A 17203-nucleotide genomic window follows, 5' to 3' on the forward strand; every position below is an offset into this window, starting at 1 on the left:
CGCTCTGCCGAAACCCGAACAGTTCACGGCAGACCGATGTAGTCGGTCAGATCGCCTCGGGGAGAAGGCGGTCGCGGAGCACGTTCTTCTGGACCTTTCCCGTGGCGGTCGTCGGCAGTGCATCGAGGAAGACGACCCGGGTCGGCGTCTTGAAGCCCGCCAGTCGTTGCCGGGCGAAGGCGATGACCTCGTCGACGGTTACCTTCACGCCATCGTCCAGCACGATGCACGCGACGGGCGTCTCACCCCATTTCTCGTGGGGTGTGCCGACGACCGCAACGTCACGGATGCCCGGCATCGAGGAGATCGCGAGTTCGACTTCCCGAGAGTAGACATTCTCACCGCCACTGATGACCATGTCCTTCTTCCGGTCGACGAGCGTGATGAACCCCTCCTGGTCGGCGAAACCCAGGTCGCCGCTGTGGAACCAACCATCGCGGAGCGCACGGGCCGACTCCTCCGGGCGCATCCAGTAACCGGCGAATACGTTGTCGGCGCGCACGAGCAGCTCACCGACCGTGCCCACCGGAACGTCGCGGTCCGCGTCGTCGACAAGTCTGGTTTCGATACCGAACAACGGTCGCCCGATCGAACCGGCCTTCTCACGGACGTGTTCGGAATCGAGCAGCGCCACCGAGGGCGAGCATTCCGTCATCCCGAATCCTTCGCGGAACGGAATACCGCTGCGCGCAAGGAAGTCCAGTACCGGGCGAGGCGCGGGCGCACCGGAGGTGAGAGCGCATGCCAGCGAGGACAGGTCGTAGCGTTCCAGATCGGGCACTTCCATCACGGCCTGCCACATGGTCGGCACCAGCAGTAACTGCGTCGCCCGCTCGGCCTCGACGGCGTCGAGGACCGCCACCGGATCGAACGACGGCATGATCACGTTCCGGGCTCCGACATAGATAAAGGGCAACGTGTAGAGCCCCAGACCTCCGATATGGAACATCGGAAGTGCCGTCACGGTGACATCACACGACCGCAAACCGAAGGCCGCGACGACCGCGGCCGCATTCGCCCGCAGATTCTCGTGCGTGATCATCGCCCCCTTGGGGCGACCGGTGGTCCCCGAGGTGTACATGATCACGGCCACGTCGTGACGCTGAGCGATCGGCGTCACCGGCTCGGGATCGGCGGTGGCCACGAGTGCGGCGTAGTCGTCGCCCAGGACGACGATCTCACGGACGTGTGTGCCCGGTTCCTTCGCCGCGCGCTGGGCCTCCGGGAATGCGGCATGGACGAAGAGCAGATTCGCACCGAGATCGCCTAGCACGTAAGCGATCTCGGGTGCGGTCAGCCTGACGTTGATCGGCGTGAAGATCGCGCCGAGCTTCGCGGTGGCGAACAGGATCTCCAGACACTCGACGGAGGTCGGCACGACCGCGGCGATTCGATCGCCGCGCCGGATGCCGAAACGATCCCTCAGCTGATTCGCCAACCGGTTCGTGCGGTCGTCGAACTCACGGTAGGTCCATGAGCGATCGCCGGACACGAACGCGATCTTGTCACCACCGAGTTGCGCCCGCCGGCTGGCCCACTCACCGATTCCCTGCATTCCTCGACTCCTTCGACTTGATTGGTGAGCCGTGCTCGGCGGGCTCAGCCGGCCTTCGGGGTGACGCGATCGAGAATCGCCGCGAAATCCACACCGCGAGGCAAAGTTCCGTACACGCTGCCGCGGTCGCCGTCGAGCCGGGTGACGATGAACGCGTCCGCCACCGCCTGATTGCCGGACCGAACCAGCAGCGACGCTTGCAGAACCAGCGCCATTCGTTCGATCACCCGGCGCGCGAGGACCTCCGCGTCAGCGAGATCCGCCAACTGGGTCCGGATTTCGTTCGCCGCGCGCTCGATACTCGGTTCCGGCCCGGCGAGCGCGACTTCAGCGAAGAAGGCGTCGACCGTATGCGGGTTCTTGCCCATCGCGCGCAGCACGTCGAGCGCCGCGACATTGCCGCTGCCCTCCCAGATTCCGTTGAGTGGAGACTCCCGGAACAGGCGCGGCATCTGCGACTCCTCGATGAAGCCGTTGCCGCCGAAACACTCCATTGCCTCGGCAGCGTGTGCGGGCCACCGCTTGCACACCCAGTACTTGCCGACCGCCAGCGCCAGCCGCAGGAAGGTCGACTCCGCCTCGTCCCCGCGCACCGCCCGGTCGTGCGCTCCCGCGAGACGCATCATCAGCAGCGACGCCGCCTCCGACTCGACCGCCAGGTCCGCCAGGACATTGCGCATCAGAGGCTGATCGATGAGGTAGTTGCCGAACGCCTTCCGGTGCGTAGCGTGGTGTGCCGCCTGGGTGACACCGCGACGCATGCCCGACGCTGCCCCGATCAGGCAGTCGAGCCGAGTCATGTTGACCATCTTGATGATCGTCGGCACGCCCCGGCCTTCGTCGCCGATCCGCCACGCGAGGGCGTTCTCGTATTCGATCTCCGCAGAAGGATTCGATCGATTGCCCAGCTTGTCCTTCAAGCGCATCAGGCGAACATTGTTACGGGTGCCGTCCTCGAGGACCCGCGGCACCAGGAAGCAGGTGACGCCCGCGTCTGTCTGCGCCAGGACGAGGAAGAGGTCGGCCATGGTCGCCGATGTGAACCACTTGTGGCCGACGATCCGGTAGGTCCCGTCCGGCTGCGCGGTGGCGCGGGTGGTGTTGGCGCGAATGTCGGAGCCGCCCTGCTTCTCGGTCATCGACATCGTCGCCAGCAGGCCGGGCTTGTCGAGCGGAGTCCGCAAGCCGCCCTCGTAGCGGGAATTCGACAGCAGCGGTTCGTAGATCGCCGCCAGTTCGGGGGCGTCGCGCAGTGCGGGCACCGCAGCGTAGGTCGCCGAGATCGGGCAGGTGTGACCGGCTTCGACATTGCTCCAGACATAGAACTTCGCCGCCCGGGCCACGTGGCTACCGGCCCGGGGATCGCTCCACGGGGTGCCGTGCAGGCCGTTGGCGACCGCCGCGGACATCAGTTCGTGCCACGCGGGGTGGAACTCGAGGTCGTCGATGCGGTGACCGAATCGGTCGTACGGCCGCAGGGTCGGCGGATTCTCATTCGCGAGCCGCCCCCATTCCTGGACCTGTTCGGTACCGGCGAGCTGCCCCAACCGGCCGATATCGTCGACCGCCCACTCGGCTCCCTCGCGGACGAGTGCGTCGAGCAGGGTCGCATCGTCTGCGACGTTGTGGCCGTAGAGCGGTACGGACTGGTTGAACACCTCGTGTGTCTGCATGACTGCCTCCTTCGACTGCCCAATTCGGACATTACGTTTTCCGAACAGTCGAAGTCAATCAGTAATATCCGATTAGTTCGCGTGCCCCACCTCCGGGATCGACACGAACTCGTCCTGGTAGGCGATCCAGACCTCGTGCAGGCGGTCAGCCGTCCACTGAACCGGTCGAAGCTCTTGTGGCAGAAGAGGATCGGTGAGAAGGTGGCGGACAATCGCGGTGGCGACAGTGAAGCGATCCACCGTGCTCTCGGCCCGTTCGATCAACTCGAGCAGCCTTTGCGACTGCGCCTCCCACGCGGGCAGGTCCCACAGCAGTTCGAGCAGTTCATCGGCGGGGCGCCCAGGTCGGCCGACGAAGATCTCCACCGGCGCGTCCCCGAGCTCGAGCGATCGTGTCAGGTTGGCGGGACGCAACCAGACCCCTTCGCGCAGTTCCGCCAGGCGAAGGCGAGTCAGCCGGGTCCGGAGTGTGGCGCGATCCCCCGGATCACGCCCGGTGCCCGCCACCACGACGACCTCCCAGTCACGGTTCCATGGGCACGTCTCCTGCTCGACCTCATGCAACACCTGCTGTCGGCGTTCGAGGAGCGGTTCGCTCAATCGGAATCCCTCGTGCGTGCGCGTCAGGTCGCCGCCGGAAACCATCCGGCTCAACGCAACCCGGGCCGCAGATTCCTTGATACCGAACGCACCCGCCGCCCGCACGACCTGCGCTGGCGTCGGTCGCGTCGGATGATTGCTCACCAGGAGACTGAGAATCACCCCCCGCGCCGTCAGCCGAGGGAGATAAGCTTCCAGATCCAGACGCGCGGAATCGGTCGCGTCAGCCACGTCTCATGCACTCCTTGCTCCGCAGCAGAGCGCCCTCAACGCGACCCTGCACCCTCCGGGCCCCCGGAGTTTCGGCCGGGTCCCGATGTTTCCACCGGATCCTCGCCTGGCTGATCAGACGCGGACACCGTCGTCTCCAACCGTAGAGAAACCCGGACGCCACCGCGTCGGCGGTCCGGCACTGCCAATCGATGACTTCGCCAAGGGCCGAGCATCTACGCGGTGTATGCCGATCAACTTCGGCTGGAACGCTCGGGAGTTCTCGACTGTCAGTCCGGGACGGTGAAGGCTTCGGTGATGCCGCCGTCGAGCGGGAGAGCGGCGGCGGTGAGGAAGCCGGAATCGTCGCTTGCCAGAAAGGCTATCGCGCCGGCTGCCTCGTCGAGGGTGCCGAATCGGCCCATCGGCCAGTGCACCAGGCGTTTGTCCAGGGCTCCTGGATTGCGGTCGAAGACCGCGCGCTGTGCCGGTGTCTCGATCGGACCGAACAGCACGGCGTTCACGCGGATGCCGCTGCGCGCGAGATGAACACCGAGGTCCCTGGTCAACTGGACGACGGCGGCCTTCGCGGCCGTGTAGGCCATCGGGGCGGTCGCCGACCCCAGCGCGGACAGGAACGATGCGGCATTGATGACCGACCCGCCGACCGGCTCGGTGTCCCGTAGGTACGGGATGCCGTGTTTGCAGGACAGGAAGATGCTGGTCAGATTGGCGTCCTGGACTCGCCGCCAGGTCTCCAGGCTGGTATCCAGCGCCGAGTGGTCACCGGCATCCATCAGTCCCATGTTGTTGTAGATGACGTCGAGTCGGCCGTGCTCACGCACGACCGCGTCGTACATCGCCTCAACCTGCGGCTCATCGGCAAGGTCGGCCCGCATCGACCTGTCGCCGACCGAATGCTCGACCTTGTCGACGCCGACAACCACCGCACCCTCACGGGAAAATCTCTCGGCGACAGCCTGACCGATCACGCCGACGGCACCGTTGATCACACAAACCTTGCCAGCAAGCACCGGCTCCTCCGATCACGCCCACTCACGCCGACGCCCGTCGATCGCGGGGATCGGCGACGAATCCAGATCGAACTACGTTCTGCCGCACCGTAACACCCCCGCGGATCACCGATCAGATCGACGACCCGCCCACCAACGATGTCGCCCCGGACTTCGACGCAGGTCACCTGGCCGAAGATGCCCGTTGCTCTCAGAACAGCAGGAACGGCCGGTGACAGTGTGGGCCGATGGTGGTGCAGGCACAGCTGTTGGCAACGGCCAGCGATATTGGCAGCCTCGTAGCGGGCTGCGGGAACGCAATGAGCCGCCTTCCCCGGCCCACCCGCTGCGGCCGGTCGCCACCGAACCACCCACCTGCAGGGGACCCAGCGGCCGGCCGCAGCGGGACTATCAGTGAACGCAATCTGGATACTCGTGCCCGTCGGCGCCGGGAATGCCCATCGCAGTGGGGGTTTCGGCTGTGGCGCCGTGGTTCGCGCCGGGCGTCGGTGGGGTCGCGCGGCACGGCCCGGCCGCCACCGCACCGTTGCGCCGGTCGGGATACATCCCGCCGGCGGGCGGCCGGGTCAGAGGTGGCGGAAGATCCAGCGGGCGCGTGGCTCGTCGCCGATGGTCCCGAGCAGTGCGACGGGTGTGGTGGAGGTGGTGTCGCCGTAGAGGGTTCGGCTGGGGTCGGAGGCGAGACTGACGCGACGGTTGCCGTTGGTCTCGCTCACGTACCACAGGCCGGTGTCGGCGACGCCGCATACGTTCTGGCCGACGGAGTAGGTCAGCGAGTCGAGCCGAACGGGGTGCAGGCACAGCCTGGTCGAGGAGTTGAGGAGCTGGAACACCGGCCCGGCGGGCCGGTACCCGATCAGGACCGGCTCCCACCGGTTGGTGTCCGCGCCCTCGTCCACACTCGTTCGCACATCGGCGATGTCGGCCGCGGCGACGACGGGCCGCAGTGTGTAGGCGGGCTGGGCCTCGAGGAAGATCCGGTACCCGCCCGACCGGAGCGGTGCGGCGGCGGCGGGTGCGGCCGCGGCGGCGAACAGAACGTGGGCCACGATCACGAGGACTGCGCGGGCGGACATGACGCTGGGGTCCTTTCACGGAAGGAAGGGCGGAAGGTCGAATCATGCTGTGCACAGGGCGAATTCACCGAAGGTGGCGTGCCCGGTCGGAAGGCACGGGCACGCGACCCCACGTATTCGAGGCCGGACCCGCTTCGGAGCGCCCGATATGCGCCGAGCAGGCGGAGCGTCCGGAATTGGCAGCGAGAGCCGGTGGGACGGCGCCGTGAGCCGACGATGCCCCGTTTACCTGTCGGTTTTCGGCGTGATGGGAGGAATATCCGGGATTCAGGAGGTGCACACGATCAGCCATTCACGTGTTTAGGCTTCCGGCTCACGGGTGCCCGACGGCGCGCACCTCGATGGTGACGGGGCGCGGAATCGCGCACGGAGCGGGGTGGGAGCTGACTGATGAGCGTGGTGTTCGACACGGCCGCCCTGCCGCCTAGAGATCGCCTCCCCGCCCTCGTGGCGACGCTCGAGCAAACAACACTTCGGGCGGATCGGAAACTCGAAGTCGCGCACGGGCAGGATGCGGTGTCGGCGCGGGTGGAGACATGGCAGGTCGGGCCCGTGACCCTGCTACGGGCGAATATGCCGGGCATGTCGACCACCCGCAGCGCCGCGCACGTGCGCGCCTCCCCGACTTCGATGCTCACGGTGTCACTGCTGCCGTCGCGCACCGGTCGCCGCGAACACGCGCACCGCCGATACCTGACGCGGCCGGGAGCGTGCGAGGTGTTCGACTACTCGCGGCCACTCCGATTCGATTGGTCCGGGCAGGATTCCCCGATCGGGATGTTCCTCGACGCCGACGACCTCGACCTACCCGGCGACACCATCGCCGCCGCGACCGGACACCTGCACACCAGCCCCCTGCACTCACTCCTCACCGCGCAACTGGCCTCCATGATCGACCGTGCCGATGGCCTCACCGGCGATCCCGCCGCCGAGCAACTCGGCCATGCGTGCATCGAACTGATTCGCGCAGTGCTGATCTCGGCCGCCGAGCACGGCCCCTGCGACGGCACCGCAGTCCCCGCCCACCTGCTGATGCGGCAGATCCTGGACTTCACCCGCCGCCGCGCCACCGACCCCGACCTGCACGTGCCGACCATCGCAGCGGCACACCACATTTCGGTGCGACGCCTCTACCGCTTGTGCGCCGAGGCCGGGATCAGCCTCGAGCAACGCCTCATTGCCGCCCGCCTCGACCACGCCCGCCGCCTGCTCTCCGCCCCCGCCGCACATCAACGCTCCATCGCCGCCATCGCCCACGCCAGCGGATTCCGCGACCCCACCCACTTCACCCGCCGCTTCCGCCAACGCTACGGCCTGACCCCCAACCAATGGCGCGCCGAACACAAAGTCCCAAGGGCTAGCGGGTTGCCGCCGACCACCGCGCGGGCCTGAACCTCCCGGAAGACCATCAAGCTCAGGGAGTTCTCACCGTGGAAGTATGTCCGGGTTCCCTCACTGAGAGCTCCTTGATCTTGATTGCCACGGTTTGGCGAGGGAGACCGCCCTGTCCATCACCAGATACTGCACGGGCCGGTCGGTGGCCGGAATACCCTCTGAGCCAGGGTGACTCCGCCAGACACAGGCAATGTGATCGTCGATTCCTGAAGCCGGGTGTCGCCGGCGGGGTTGACCGGCGGGGCCGCGGTGTCGGTCGGGTGACCAGTTATTTCCGGTGAATGTCTCAAAAGTTCGTCACGGTTGGTTTGCTATCCGCTATCCTCACTCCCGAGGCACCGCCGGAATCCGAAAAATAGTGCAGGCCAAGGGTATTGAAATCGGCATGCGGGTCGGCGGATCGGCTGGTTGCCGCGTCGTCGGTGCTTCGTGTGGTAGCCGTCCGGACAGCAAGGAAACACCGTGCACGCACGCTCCCTCGTCACCGCACTCGGCGCGCTCGCCGTCACCACCGTGCTGGCCACCGGCACCGCGGACGCGACCGCCACGCTCACCGTCGATACCGCCCGAGAAACCAATGGCAATGCCGTGATCGGCATTACCTACCAGTGCACCTCCGGTCTCGGCGCGGAACTGTCGGTGACGGTCCGCGCCACGCCCTACCTCGGCTCAGGGGTCAACGGCAGCTCCCTCGCCCCGGTCAACTGCATCGGCCAGCCCCAGCAGACCATCGTCACGGTAAATCCCGTTCAACTGTTCGGCGAGTCGCCCAAATTCCAATCCGGATCCATCACCGACGTGACGGTCACCGTACTCGACCTGACCCTGAATTCCCCTGTCACCACCACGAAGCGCCGCTTCGACCACCTCGGCTGACGAACCTCGGGCGGGGACTTCATCGTTGTCTGAGGTCGTGCCCGTGTTCGGTGGTGGACACGGGCACGACCGGTGCCGTGCGGGCGGGTTCTCAGGCGCGGCGGCGGGTCGCGAAGGCGGTGCCGCCGAGTGCTCCTGCGGCCAGGGCGATTCCGATGCCGCCGAGCCAGCGGGCGGTGGCGTCGTGGTCGGCGGTCGCCGCGGTGGTCGGCTTGTGGTCGGAGCCCTTCGGCGCGAGATCCAGTGTGGGGACCGGGCGTTCGGGTTCGGTGCCGTCCGGGTTCTCGGCCTGATCCCATTTCACGACCTCGCCGTCGGAGTAGGTCTGGGTGGCCGGGAAGGTGAGGTGGTCCTGGTCGGGCAGGTCGTCGGCGAGGACCTGGAACTGCTGGAACTGGCCGGGTGCGATGCCCGCGCCGGGATCGGCGGTCCAGGTGACGGCGGTGACCTTGCCGCCGGCGTCCTTGGTGATGACCGACTTCCAACCCGGAATCGGCTGGGCGTCGACCGACAGCAGGGACGGGAACTGAACGGTCAGTGCGGTGGTCTGGCCATTGGTGCCGGACTCGTTGGGGACGCGGAAGGTGAGGACCGCGTCGCCGGACTGGACGGCGTCGGGGGCGGACACGGTGACGTGCGCGGAGGCGACACCCGCGCCGGTGAGCAGGGCGGCGGCGCTGATCGCGGCCGTAATGGCGGTCCGGGAAACGAAGGAGAGAGCCATGGCGGGAAATCCGTTCGGAGGGAGCCGAATTCGCCGTGCCCGGGTGTCCCGGCGACGCGGGACACCCGGGACGCGGATCAATTCTGGCTGTTGGTGAGGGTGTTGTACATCTGGATCAGGCTGACCACGGTCACCGGCGCGCCGATGGCGAGGGTGCCGATGGCGGTGCCGAGACCGGCGCCCACGCCCGCGCCCGCGATGCAGCCGCCGGGCGCGCCGACCAGGAAGGCCGGCGGCATCAGCGTGGTGCCGACGACCGCACCTGCGATACAGCCGCCCGCGAGCCCGATGGCCGCGCCGAGCATGCCGCCGATCGCGGTGGCCAGGCCGATCTGGGTGCCCGCCACGCCGAGCGCGTCGTTCAGGTCGTCCTCGGAGAAGATCGGCTTCAGGGCGACCTCGGCGGCGGGGGTGGCCTGCGCGGGGTCGGCGCTCGGGGTGAGGGTGATGGTCTTGCCGTCCGCGTCGACCTGCGCGGCGATCGGCCAGTCCTTCTTGTCCAGCTGGTAGGTCAGCGGCATGCCGAAGGCCAGCTTGCCGTCGGCGTCGAGCACCTCGAACTGGCTGCCGCGCACATTGATCCGGCCGGCGTCGGTGCGCAGCACGACGGAGTGATCCACCACATTGGCGGTGTAGTGGATGCCGGGGACGACGTCGGTGCTGATGGTGCTGCCCGGCCGTTCCTGGGTCGCGGGGGCGTCGGCGGCGGCGGTGCCGGTGGTGATGGCGAGTGCGGCGACGGCGAGCGCGGCGGTGGCGGTGAACTTGTTCAGGGTCTTCATCAGGGCATGTCCTTCCTCGCGAACTCCGGTCCGCGAGACGAAAAGCTGTGGGGAGGAGGGGAACTACTGCTGCGGTGCGGTGCCGTCACCGGGCTGGGCCAGCGTGAACGTGCGCTGCCCCTCGATGCGGTGACCGTCCTTGGAGGTCACGGTGAAGTGAGTGGTGTACACCCCGGCCGGGCCCAGCGGGGCCAGATCGACACTGAGCGTGCGACCGTCGACGTGCACATCGCCGACGGACCAGGTGTTGCCGTCCGGACCGCTGACCGCCAATTCCGGATCGTCCACCTTCTCGTTGAAGGTGACGCTCACCTGCGGCGGACCCGCCTGCAGCACCGCACCATCGGCCGGCTCGGCATGCGTGATGTGCGAGTGCGCGTCGGCCACTCCGGTGCCCAGCACCGTCGCGCCGATCAACGCCGCAGCCAGCACCGTGAACGCGGGCCGCAGCCGGGGCAGCCCGCGACCGGGCCACGTGAATTTGTTGCTCGCCAAAGCATTTCCCTTCCACACGCCGACCGGAAAGGTCGACGGCAGCACGAATCCGTCATGCGCGCAGCACGAATTGCCAATGGTCGATAAAACGATCGACACCGCGCGATTTCGATATCAGTGCACAGAAGTCAATTACATACGGCCGCGGGAGAATTTCTCACGGCACGATTTACGCAGCCGTGAGCCGGACCGAAAATGGGCGCACCGATATCCTTCCGGCGCGGACTACGTATCCGCGACGGGCACAAGGCAGCCTCGGACGCACGCGTACCCGGGCCTACCCGGATCAGAGCGCGGTCGCGAGGGCGGAAGAGGTCGGCGGGCCACGCCGGGAAATGGCGCCGAGCAGCAGCACACCGGGCGGCCGGACGTGCGCGTCAGGTGTGCGGACCAGCCGATCATCACCCGGCGCAAGCGATTCGAAGTGAGCGAGCAGCGACCAGAAGGCGCGCGACACCGCAGCGTAGACACGCTCCACCGCCGCGATCAGCAATGCGGCGAGCACGGTTGCCACGGCATGCGCGGCCAGCATCGTCCATCCGGCCACGCCGGACCCTTCGACGGTGGCGTGCGAATGATCCGCGACGGTCGCCATCATCAGCGCATTGTGCGCGAGGAACTGCCCTGCTCCGAGCACCGCGACGAGCCGGACCCGCCCGCGCCCGGCGGGAGATCCGACCGCGGCGCCGACGGCACCGCTGACCACCAGAAGCAGTGTCAGTGCCGCCGAATGCGGCAGGGCACCCTCGAAGCCATGGGCCGCTATAGCCAATAGGCCACACAGAATTCCGGCCAGGCTGCCACGTATTCGGTCACGCGACGGAGCGCCGGCACACGCGAGCACGACCATCGTCGACAACCTTCACAGACAAGCCAGAGCGGAATGGATTCGCGAAGACTATAACCGCTCGCCCGGAATTCCCGAAATCCCTTCCGCGCCTCGAAATCAACTCGATCACAAGACCAATTCGCTTCTGAACGGTAGAGATTCGGCGGCCGGCCCAACTGGTTGGACACCGGGCGGCGAGTTATAGATATCCGCTCTGAATTGGTGACATAGTCTACGGAGAGCACAAGGTTGTCTCCGATCCCGTTCAGACGAAGGAGTGACCGTTTCGATGAAGAATTCATGGATGTATCGAGCCGGGTTCACCGGTGTCGCCGCGGCCGCGGCGGTCGTGATCGCGGCCGCACCCGCGGGTGCCCATGTCAGCGTCTCCGGGCCCGATGCCGCCCGCGGCGGTTCGGCCGTATTGACGTTCCGGGTGCCGAACGAGTCGGCCACCGGCAGTCCGACCACCGCACTGACCGTGCAATTCCCGGCGCTGACGGAGGTGAACACCCAGGCGATGCCGGGCTGGCGCGCGGAGGTCTCGCGCGACGCCGATCGCAAGGTCACCGGCGTCACCTGGAATGCGGACGCGGGCGGCGGCATCGGCCCGGGACAGTTCGGGTCCTTCGCCGTGCTGGCCGACGGCCTGCCCGATACCGATTCGATCACCATGCCCGCCACCCAGACCTATGCGGATGGGCAGGTCGTGAAGTGGGACCAGACCTCGTCGGGTGGCTCCGAGCCCGAGAATCCGGCTCCGGTACTGCAATTGGCTCCGAAGCAGTCCGGGACGGCCGGTCACGGCGATATCAAGACCGCGATGCCGCAGTCCCAGTCGGAGAAGGACACGACGGCCCGCTGGCTCGGCAGCATCGGCATCGTGCTGGGTGCACTGGGCCTGCTCGGCGGCCTCGGCCTCGGATTCGCCCGCCGCAAGTCCTGACGCATTACCCGATCCGCACCGCGGCCGACCGGTACGCCCTACCTGGGCACGCACCCGTCGGCCGCGTGTCTTCTCAGTGGCTGTGGCCGTGACGCGCTGTCGTCGTCGGAGCCGGCGGCCCGGAGTGGCCGGGAGCAGTCCATGTGCCGACCGCCCAGGCCGCGCCGAACACGACCGCGAGCACGAGCAGGAATCCGGCGATCCTGGGTATGACACCGAACCGTGTACTCATTACCGATTCCTCTCTGGCAGTCCCCCGGGTCCGCTCGGTTACCCGAGGCTGAATGGCTGTCCCCAGAGCGTGACCCAGGTCTTGACGGTATCGGTTTCCACTTCGACGTTCACGAACGAGCGGGCCTGGGCGTAGCCACCGCAACCCGACAGGCCGATGGTCTCGTCGGACCAGCTGACGCTGCCGTTCGGACCGTGGAATTCATTGCGCCAGCGGTGGGTCTCGCGGCCGAAGTCGTCGGGCTGTTCCAGGTCCAGCAGGTGGAAGGCCTGGGCCTGACCCGGGCCGAGGCTGAGGTTGCCGCCGCCGTTGACACCCGCCTGCGGGGTGACATTGCCCTGGTTGTCCCAGCTGGCCCCGACACTCGGGCCGCCGTTCACGCCGCCGCCGTCGATGGCGACCTGGCAGCCGACGACATATCCGGGGTCGATGCGGCCGCCCATGGCAGTGGTTCCGGACAGCTGCACCGAGACGGCGCCGGACGCCCAAGCATTGCGGTGCACGGGTGTCGCGCCCATCGACGGGCTGATGGTGGCGGATTCACCGGTCAGCGTCACGTCGATGACGGTGCCGTCGGACAGGGTCTGGGTCAGGTGGCCGCCGGGCAGGGGCACGAAGGTGTCGGCGTGGGCCGCCCCGGCGGCGGACAGGCCCAGGGCGACGGTGGCGGCGGCGCCGATTCCGGCCATTCGGGCCGCGGTCTTACGGAAATGCATGATGATTTCCCTCTGGGTATCGAATTCGCTGATGCGAGACGTGAATTGGCGATGTCGGCCGCGAGGTCAGCCGATGCTGAACGGCTGCCCGTAGGGGGTGGTCTTGGAGTAGTGGTCACCGATGATCTCGACCACGGTGTACGCCCGCGCCTGGGCGTAGCCCGCGCAGCCCTGGATCTGGATTTCGGCGTCCCGGTATTCCACCGAGTAGGTGCCCGCCTTCAGGATGTCCTTGTAGTCGATCTGCACGAATTTCACCTGGCCGGGGCCGAGATTCACGCCGATGGACCCGCCGAGGCTGCCGCCGTTGAGGCTGAGCGAGCCCGAGATCCCCGCCGAGACGGCCTCCTCGCCGATGCTCACCTGGCAGCCGACGATATAACCGGTGCTGATCTGCGAGGCGCCGTGCGTGGACGAGTTGTTGGAGCCGGCCTGGTTCACCGGACCGTTGTTGGGACCGACAGTGCCGTCCGGCGTCTCGGTGATATCGGCGGTCGCGATAACCGAAACCCAGACCACCCGGCCCGCGCCACGGGCGCCGCGACGCACGACGGAATTCTGGATTTCCCTCACGAATGGTCCTTCATCAACTGTGACTTGCGTTTTCCGGACAGTTAGTCGGATGCGACCGCCCCCGGTTCCCGACCGTCACGTGAGGTGGATCACCGAATTTGTTTCAGGCAGAAGGGTTTTCGTTGGATGCCGCCATCTGCCGCAGGACGCGGCGATCGACCTTCCCGGCCGGGCCCAGTGGCAGCGCGGGCAGTGCGAGCAGGCGCTCGGGGAACTTGCGCGGTTCCAGGCCGCGCTCGGCGAGATGCTCGGTGAGATCGCGCAGGGTGAGCGCGGCGGTGGCAGCGACGCAGGCGCACAACCGTTCCCCATACAGCGGATCCGGCACCGCCACACACGCCACGTCGGTGATGGCCGGATGAGTGAGGAGTAGCGATTCCACCTCGGCCGGGCTGATATTGAGCCCGCCCCGGATGACGACGTCCTTGCTGCGGCCCACGATCGTCAGGTATCCGTCCGGATCGAGGACGCCGAGGTCGCCGGTCCGGGTCCAGCCATCGGGGGTGCGCAGCGTGCGATCCAGTTCGGCGTCGTCGACGTAGCACATCGGCGACATCGGCCCGCGGGACACGATCTCCCCTACCGAGCCTGGTGGCAGGGTGTTGAATTCCCGGTCCACGACCCGGATTTCAGCGACGGCCGGATGGGGACGGCCAGCGGTGGTGGCGCGTTCGGGCGGATCGTCGAGGGCGGTGTGGCAGGAGACGCCGTCGGCAGATCCGTAGAGGTTGATCACCGGGCAGCCCAGCACTTCGCGACCACGCACGGCGGTCGGCGTGTCGAGGGCGGAGCCGCCGACCACCACCGCCCGCAGGCTCGACAGGTCCGCGGTGGCGACGCCCGGATGATCGAGCAGCATCCGCAGCATGGTCGGGACGCCGAGCAGATGTGTGGGAGCGGCCCTTTCGATCATGGCGAGCGTCGCGGCGGGCTCGAACCTGGGCTGCACTACCAGCGTCGCCCCCAGGGTGGCCAGGGTGACCGATGTGCCGCTGGAACCGAACGCCGAGGCGAGCGGAACCAGGAACATATTGCGCATGGCAGCCGGATCCTCGTGCAGCGCGGCCAGCATGGCCCCGCGCCCGCCCGCCAGCGCATTGTGCGAGTAGAGCACCATTTTCGGCTCGGCCTCCGAACCGGAGGTGACCAGAATCCGGGCCGGGCCGTCGGGATCCACGGTCCGGGCGCGGAATTCGCACGCGTCGGTGGCGAGCAGGGCATGCACGGGCACGCAGCCGCGCGCGACGTGCCGCCCGACGGCGACGACCGCGCGGAGTGCGGGGAGCTCGGCCGCCATTTCGCGGATGCGTGCGGCACAGGGGAAGCCATTGTGTTCGGCCAGGGTGATGACGGCGACGGCTTCGGAGCGTCGCAGCAGGCTCGCCGCTTCCCGGCCGCCGCGTCCCACCGGGAACGGCAGCGCGACCGCCCCCAGCGCGGCGATGGCCAGGTCCGCGGCACACGCCAGACGGCCATTCGGAAGCTGCACGGCGACAACGTCTTCAGCGGTCACGCCGAGCCCGGACAGACCGGCCGCCAGCCGTCGGGCCTGTTCATCGAGTTCGGCGTAGGTGACGGTGCCGTCGGCGTCGATCACTGCGGGCTTGTCCGGATGCTGTGCGCACCGCGCGGCGTAGAGCGTGTAGATGTCACGGCCGGGGTAGTACCCGGCTCGCGCCCAGGAATTCCGGAGCTCGGCGGGCACCAGGTCCGAATACCAGTGCGCGACCGCTCTTTCGATGCCGCTCACGAGATCCGCCACGGGGTGCTCAAGGCGGGGCAGCCGAATTCGTCGCGGCCGATCACCGCGGCGAAGCGCGCATCGGTGAGCAGGTCGCCGAGATCGGTGGCGACCGCCACGGTGCCGGTCGTCCAGCCGGCCCCGTCGGGAATCGGCTGCCGATCCGCCGTCTGCGGGCGGACACCGCAGCGGCGCAGCGTATTCGAGGCGCTCAACAGGCTGCTCTCGACCGTGGCACCGGTGCGGTCGCGCTGCCGCAGCAGCAGTCCGGCGACGGCGGCCTCCGCTCCGAGGATGCCGCCGAGCACATCGAGCAGGGTCATCAGCGAGGGCGCGGGCGGCGCACACGGCGGGCCGACCAGTTCCGCGAGGCCGGTGCGGGCCTGAACCATGAAGTCGGTGCCGGGCGGCAGATCGCCGAGGTCGAGACCGGACCATCCGGAGGTGTAGACGTGAACGACGCCGGGTGGCATGTCGGTGGCCGAGAGCTCCAGCACCTCGGCCTTGCCGGGAGCCCAATTGTGCAGGAAGACATCGGATTCAGCGGCCAGAGCCCGCAGGTGCTTCCGGTCGGCGGTGGATTTGATGTCGAATTCGGCCGCCCGCTTGCGCCGGTTGAGGGCCAGCCAGCGCGACGACAGATCGCCGCTGCACGGCGGCATCTCGCGCAGCGGGTCACCGCCCGGCGGTTCGATGCGGGTCACGTCGGCTCCGAGCAGGCGCAGCAGGTGCGCGGCCAGCGGCGCTTGCACCCGGCGGCCCGCCTCCAGGACGACGAGGCCGCTCAGCGGCGTTTCGAGGGTGCCATGACATCGATCCGGCTGGGCGAGCAGCGAATTCGGGACCGGCAGCACCGTCCACGGAGCGGGCAGCGACTGCGGGGAGGGCGTGCCGGATTCCGCCGCGCTGTAGAGGCGGCACACCTGGACCCCGGAGTGCGCGGCGGCCACCCGGATCTGATCGAAGGTGTGCGCGCGGGTGGTGTCGTGCAGGTTCTCGGCGAGCGGCGCGGTCGCGGTGGCGTAGCGGAATTGGAAGGGGCGCCAGCCCTTTCGCCAGGCCCCGGGTTCCGCGCCCAGCTCGGTCCAGAACGCACCCCATGGCTCCGGTTTCAGCGACTCGATTTCGAATCGGATGCCGTCGGCGCTGGTGAACGGCGGGCCGCCCGGGGCGAGGTCCACGGCTTCGGGATCGTCGGCGCCGGCCGCGGCCAGGTACTGGGAGATCGACAGCAGGGCGGCCTCGGCGACGCTGGTCTCGACCCGGGCGAAGCCGCCGGGCGCGGTCAGCAGGCTGGCCAGCAACGCGGTACCGGCGAGGGCTCCGGCGGCGGTCTCGCAATAGTCGACCGAGAGTCCCCGGGGGCGACCGGCCCGGCGACCGTTCACGTGCATGACCCCGCAGATCGCCTGCACAGCAGTCTCATTCGTGAGCGCTGATTCGTCGACCGGGCCCGCCCAATCCACGGTCAGTTCGCGCCGGGTGCCGTCCGGGAGGGCCAGGTGCGCGGTCGCCGCCACGCCGCGGGGCAGATCACCGACGGTGACGGCCGCGCCGAGCGCGTCGAGGTGGATGCGCAGCACCTCGGCCGCCGCGCCGGACCCGCTGACGGTCGCGGTCGCGCCCGCGAGCAAGGGGGCGACCGCCGGGATGGTTGCGTGTGTGTGCGACATTGCGCGCCTTCCGCCGGATTCGGGTGTGCAGTCAACGAGTCGGCCGGAAGAGCGATTGAGTTCCGACAAATGG

The 17203-nt window shown here is 68.1% G+C and carries 16 protein-coding genes and 1 pseudogene; 3 read left to right on the forward strand and 14 right to left on the reverse strand.

All coding sequences use genetic code 11. From position 1 onward, the window contains the following. Positions 1–46 precede the first annotated feature (46 nt). The 5 genes from ACFXHE_RS05995 to ACFXHE_RS06015 all read right to left on the reverse strand — a co-directional run bounded on the left by ACFXHE_RS05995 (position 47) and on the right by ACFXHE_RS06015 (position 6148). Positions 47–1555 carry a long-chain fatty acid--CoA ligase gene (locus ACFXHE_RS05995; protein WP_379380201.1) on the reverse strand — a complete coding sequence of 503 codons (1509 nt, stop codon included), beginning with the start codon at positions 1553–1555 and terminating at the stop codon, positions 47–49. A gap of 44 nt (positions 1556–1599) precedes the next feature. Further along, positions 1600–3228 carry an acyl-CoA dehydrogenase family protein gene (locus ACFXHE_RS06000; RefSeq protein WP_379380203.1) on the reverse strand — a complete coding sequence of 543 codons (1629 nt, stop codon included), beginning with the start codon at positions 3226–3228 and terminating at the stop codon, positions 1600–1602. A gap of 72 nt (positions 3229–3300) precedes the next feature. Continuing rightward, entirely contained in the window at positions 3301–4059 is a 759-nt protein-coding gene (locus ACFXHE_RS06005) for a PaaX domain-containing protein, C- domain protein (RefSeq protein WP_379380205.1), read from the reverse strand. 269 nt (positions 4060–4328) lie between these two features. Beyond that, positions 4329–5051: an SDR family oxidoreductase gene (locus tag ACFXHE_RS06010; protein ID WP_379380207.1), complete on the reverse strand. Its 723-nt coding sequence runs from the start codon at positions 5049–5051 to the stop codon at positions 4329–4331. 587 nt (positions 5052–5638) lie between these two features. Then, positions 5639–6148 (reverse strand): hypothetical protein, encoded by a 510-nt coding sequence (locus ACFXHE_RS06015; protein ID WP_379380209.1) that lies wholly within the window; start codon positions 6146–6148, stop codon positions 5639–5641. A gap of 390 nt (positions 6149–6538) precedes the next feature. Between ACFXHE_RS06015 and ACFXHE_RS06020 the strand changes: the two genes are divergently transcribed. After that, a complete protein-coding gene (locus tag ACFXHE_RS06020; protein WP_379380211.1) occupies positions 6539–7540 on the forward strand; it encodes a helix-turn-helix transcriptional regulator in 1002 nt (333 codons plus the stop codon). Positions 7541–8005: 465 nt separating this feature from the next. After that, positions 8006–8419, forward strand: a complete 414-nt coding sequence (locus ACFXHE_RS06025; protein ID WP_379380213.1) for a hypothetical protein — start codon at positions 8006–8008, stop codon at positions 8417–8419. Between the two features lie 91 nt (positions 8420–8510). Here ACFXHE_RS06025 and ACFXHE_RS06030 read toward each other — a convergent pair whose 3' ends face one another. The 4 genes from ACFXHE_RS06030 to ACFXHE_RS06045 all read right to left on the reverse strand — a co-directional run bounded on the left by ACFXHE_RS06030 (position 8511) and on the right by ACFXHE_RS06045 (position 11126). Then, complete coding sequence (locus ACFXHE_RS06030) at positions 8511–9143, reverse strand: YcnI family protein (RefSeq protein ID WP_379380215.1); 633 nt, start codon at positions 9141–9143, stop codon at positions 8511–8513. 77 nt (positions 9144–9220) lie between these two features. Then, a complete protein-coding gene (locus ACFXHE_RS06035) occupies positions 9221–9925 on the reverse strand; it encodes a hypothetical protein (protein ID WP_379380217.1) in 705 nt (234 codons plus the stop codon). A gap of 63 nt (positions 9926–9988) precedes the next feature. Beyond that, positions 9989–10420 (reverse strand): copper resistance protein CopC, encoded by a 432-nt coding sequence (locus ACFXHE_RS06040; protein ID WP_379380219.1) that lies wholly within the window; start codon positions 10418–10420, stop codon positions 9989–9991. Positions 10421–10706: 286 nt separating this feature from the next. Continuing rightward, on the reverse strand, positions 10707–11126 hold the full coding sequence (locus tag ACFXHE_RS06045; RefSeq protein WP_379380221.1) for a hypothetical protein: 420 nt from the start codon (positions 11124–11126) through the stop codon (positions 10707–10709). A 412-nt stretch (positions 11127–11538) separates the two neighbouring features. Between ACFXHE_RS06045 and ACFXHE_RS06050 the strand changes: the two genes are divergently transcribed. Beyond that, complete coding sequence (locus ACFXHE_RS06050; protein ID WP_379380223.1) at positions 11539–12195, forward strand: YcnI family protein; 657 nt, start codon at positions 11539–11541, stop codon at positions 12193–12195. 73 nt (positions 12196–12268) lie between these two features. Here the strand turns inward: ACFXHE_RS06050 and ACFXHE_RS06055 are convergent, their stop codons facing one another. The 5 genes and pseudogenes from ACFXHE_RS06055 to ACFXHE_RS06075 form a co-directional block, all read right to left on the reverse strand. Further along, positions 12269–12427 (reverse strand): hypothetical protein, encoded by a 159-nt coding sequence (locus ACFXHE_RS06055; protein WP_379380225.1) that lies wholly within the window; start codon positions 12425–12427, stop codon positions 12269–12271. Between the two features lie 38 nt (positions 12428–12465). Further along, positions 12466–13143: an MspA family porin gene (locus ACFXHE_RS06060; protein WP_379380227.1), complete on the reverse strand. Its 678-nt coding sequence runs from the start codon at positions 13141–13143 to the stop codon at positions 12466–12468. Between the two features lie 66 nt (positions 13144–13209). Further along, positions 13210–13680, reverse strand: a pseudogene (locus ACFXHE_RS06065) (MspA family porin); the annotation flags it as partial. Between the two features lie 139 nt (positions 13681–13819). Continuing rightward, positions 13820–15478, reverse strand: a complete 1659-nt coding sequence (locus ACFXHE_RS06070) for an AMP-binding protein (protein ID WP_379380229.1) — start codon at positions 15476–15478, stop codon at positions 13820–13822. Beyond that, positions 15463–17130 (reverse strand): CoA transferase, encoded by a 1668-nt coding sequence (locus ACFXHE_RS06075; protein ID WP_379380231.1) that lies wholly within the window; start codon positions 17128–17130, stop codon positions 15463–15465. Before ACFXHE_RS06075 ends, ACFXHE_RS06070 begins: the two co-directional genes overlap by 16 nt. Between the last annotated feature and the right edge of the window lie 73 nt (positions 17131–17203).

This window comes from Nocardia sp. NPDC059229 (genome assembly GCF_042754165.1).
In the GTDB taxonomy this organism is placed as follows: Bacteria; Actinomycetota; Actinomycetes; order Mycobacteriales; family Mycobacteriaceae; genus Nocardia.

Bases quoted from the DNA above. Each gene is read 5' to 3' on its own strand.
- ACFXHE_RS06060 (WP_379380227.1), bottom strand. From the start codon at position 13,143: ATGCATTTCCGTAAGACCGCGGCCCGAATGGCCGGAATCGGCGCCGCC.
- ACFXHE_RS06015 (WP_379380209.1), bottom strand. From the start codon at position 6,148: ATGTCCGCCCGCGCAGTCCTCGTGATCGTGGCCCACGTTCTGTTCGCC.
- ACFXHE_RS06055 (WP_379380225.1), bottom strand. From the start codon at position 12,427: ATGAGTACACGGTTCGGTGTCATACCCAGGATCGCCGGATTCCTGCTC.
- ACFXHE_RS06075 (WP_379380231.1), bottom strand. From the start codon at position 17,130: ATGTCGCACACACACGCAACCATCCCGGCGGTCGCCCCCTTGCTCGCG.
- ACFXHE_RS06020 (WP_379380211.1), top strand. From the start codon at position 6,539: ATGAGCGTGGTGTTCGACACGGCCGCCCTGCCGCCTAGAGATCGCCTC.
- ACFXHE_RS06035 (WP_379380217.1), bottom strand. From the start codon at position 9,925: ATGAAGACCCTGAACAAGTTCACCGCCACCGCCGCGCTCGCCGTCGCC.
- ACFXHE_RS06050 (WP_379380223.1), top strand. From the start codon at position 11,539: ATGAAGAATTCATGGATGTATCGAGCCGGGTTCACCGGTGTCGCCGCG.
- ACFXHE_RS05995 (WP_379380201.1), bottom strand. From the start codon at position 1,555: ATGCAGGGAATCGGTGAGTGGGCCAGCCGGCGGGCGCAACTCGGTGGT.
- ACFXHE_RS06000 (WP_379380203.1), bottom strand. From the start codon at position 3,228: ATGCAGACACACGAGGTGTTCAACCAGTCCGTACCGCTCTACGGCCAC.
- ACFXHE_RS06030 (WP_379380215.1), bottom strand. From the start codon at position 9,143: ATGGCTCTCTCCTTCGTTTCCCGGACCGCCATTACGGCCGCGATCAGC.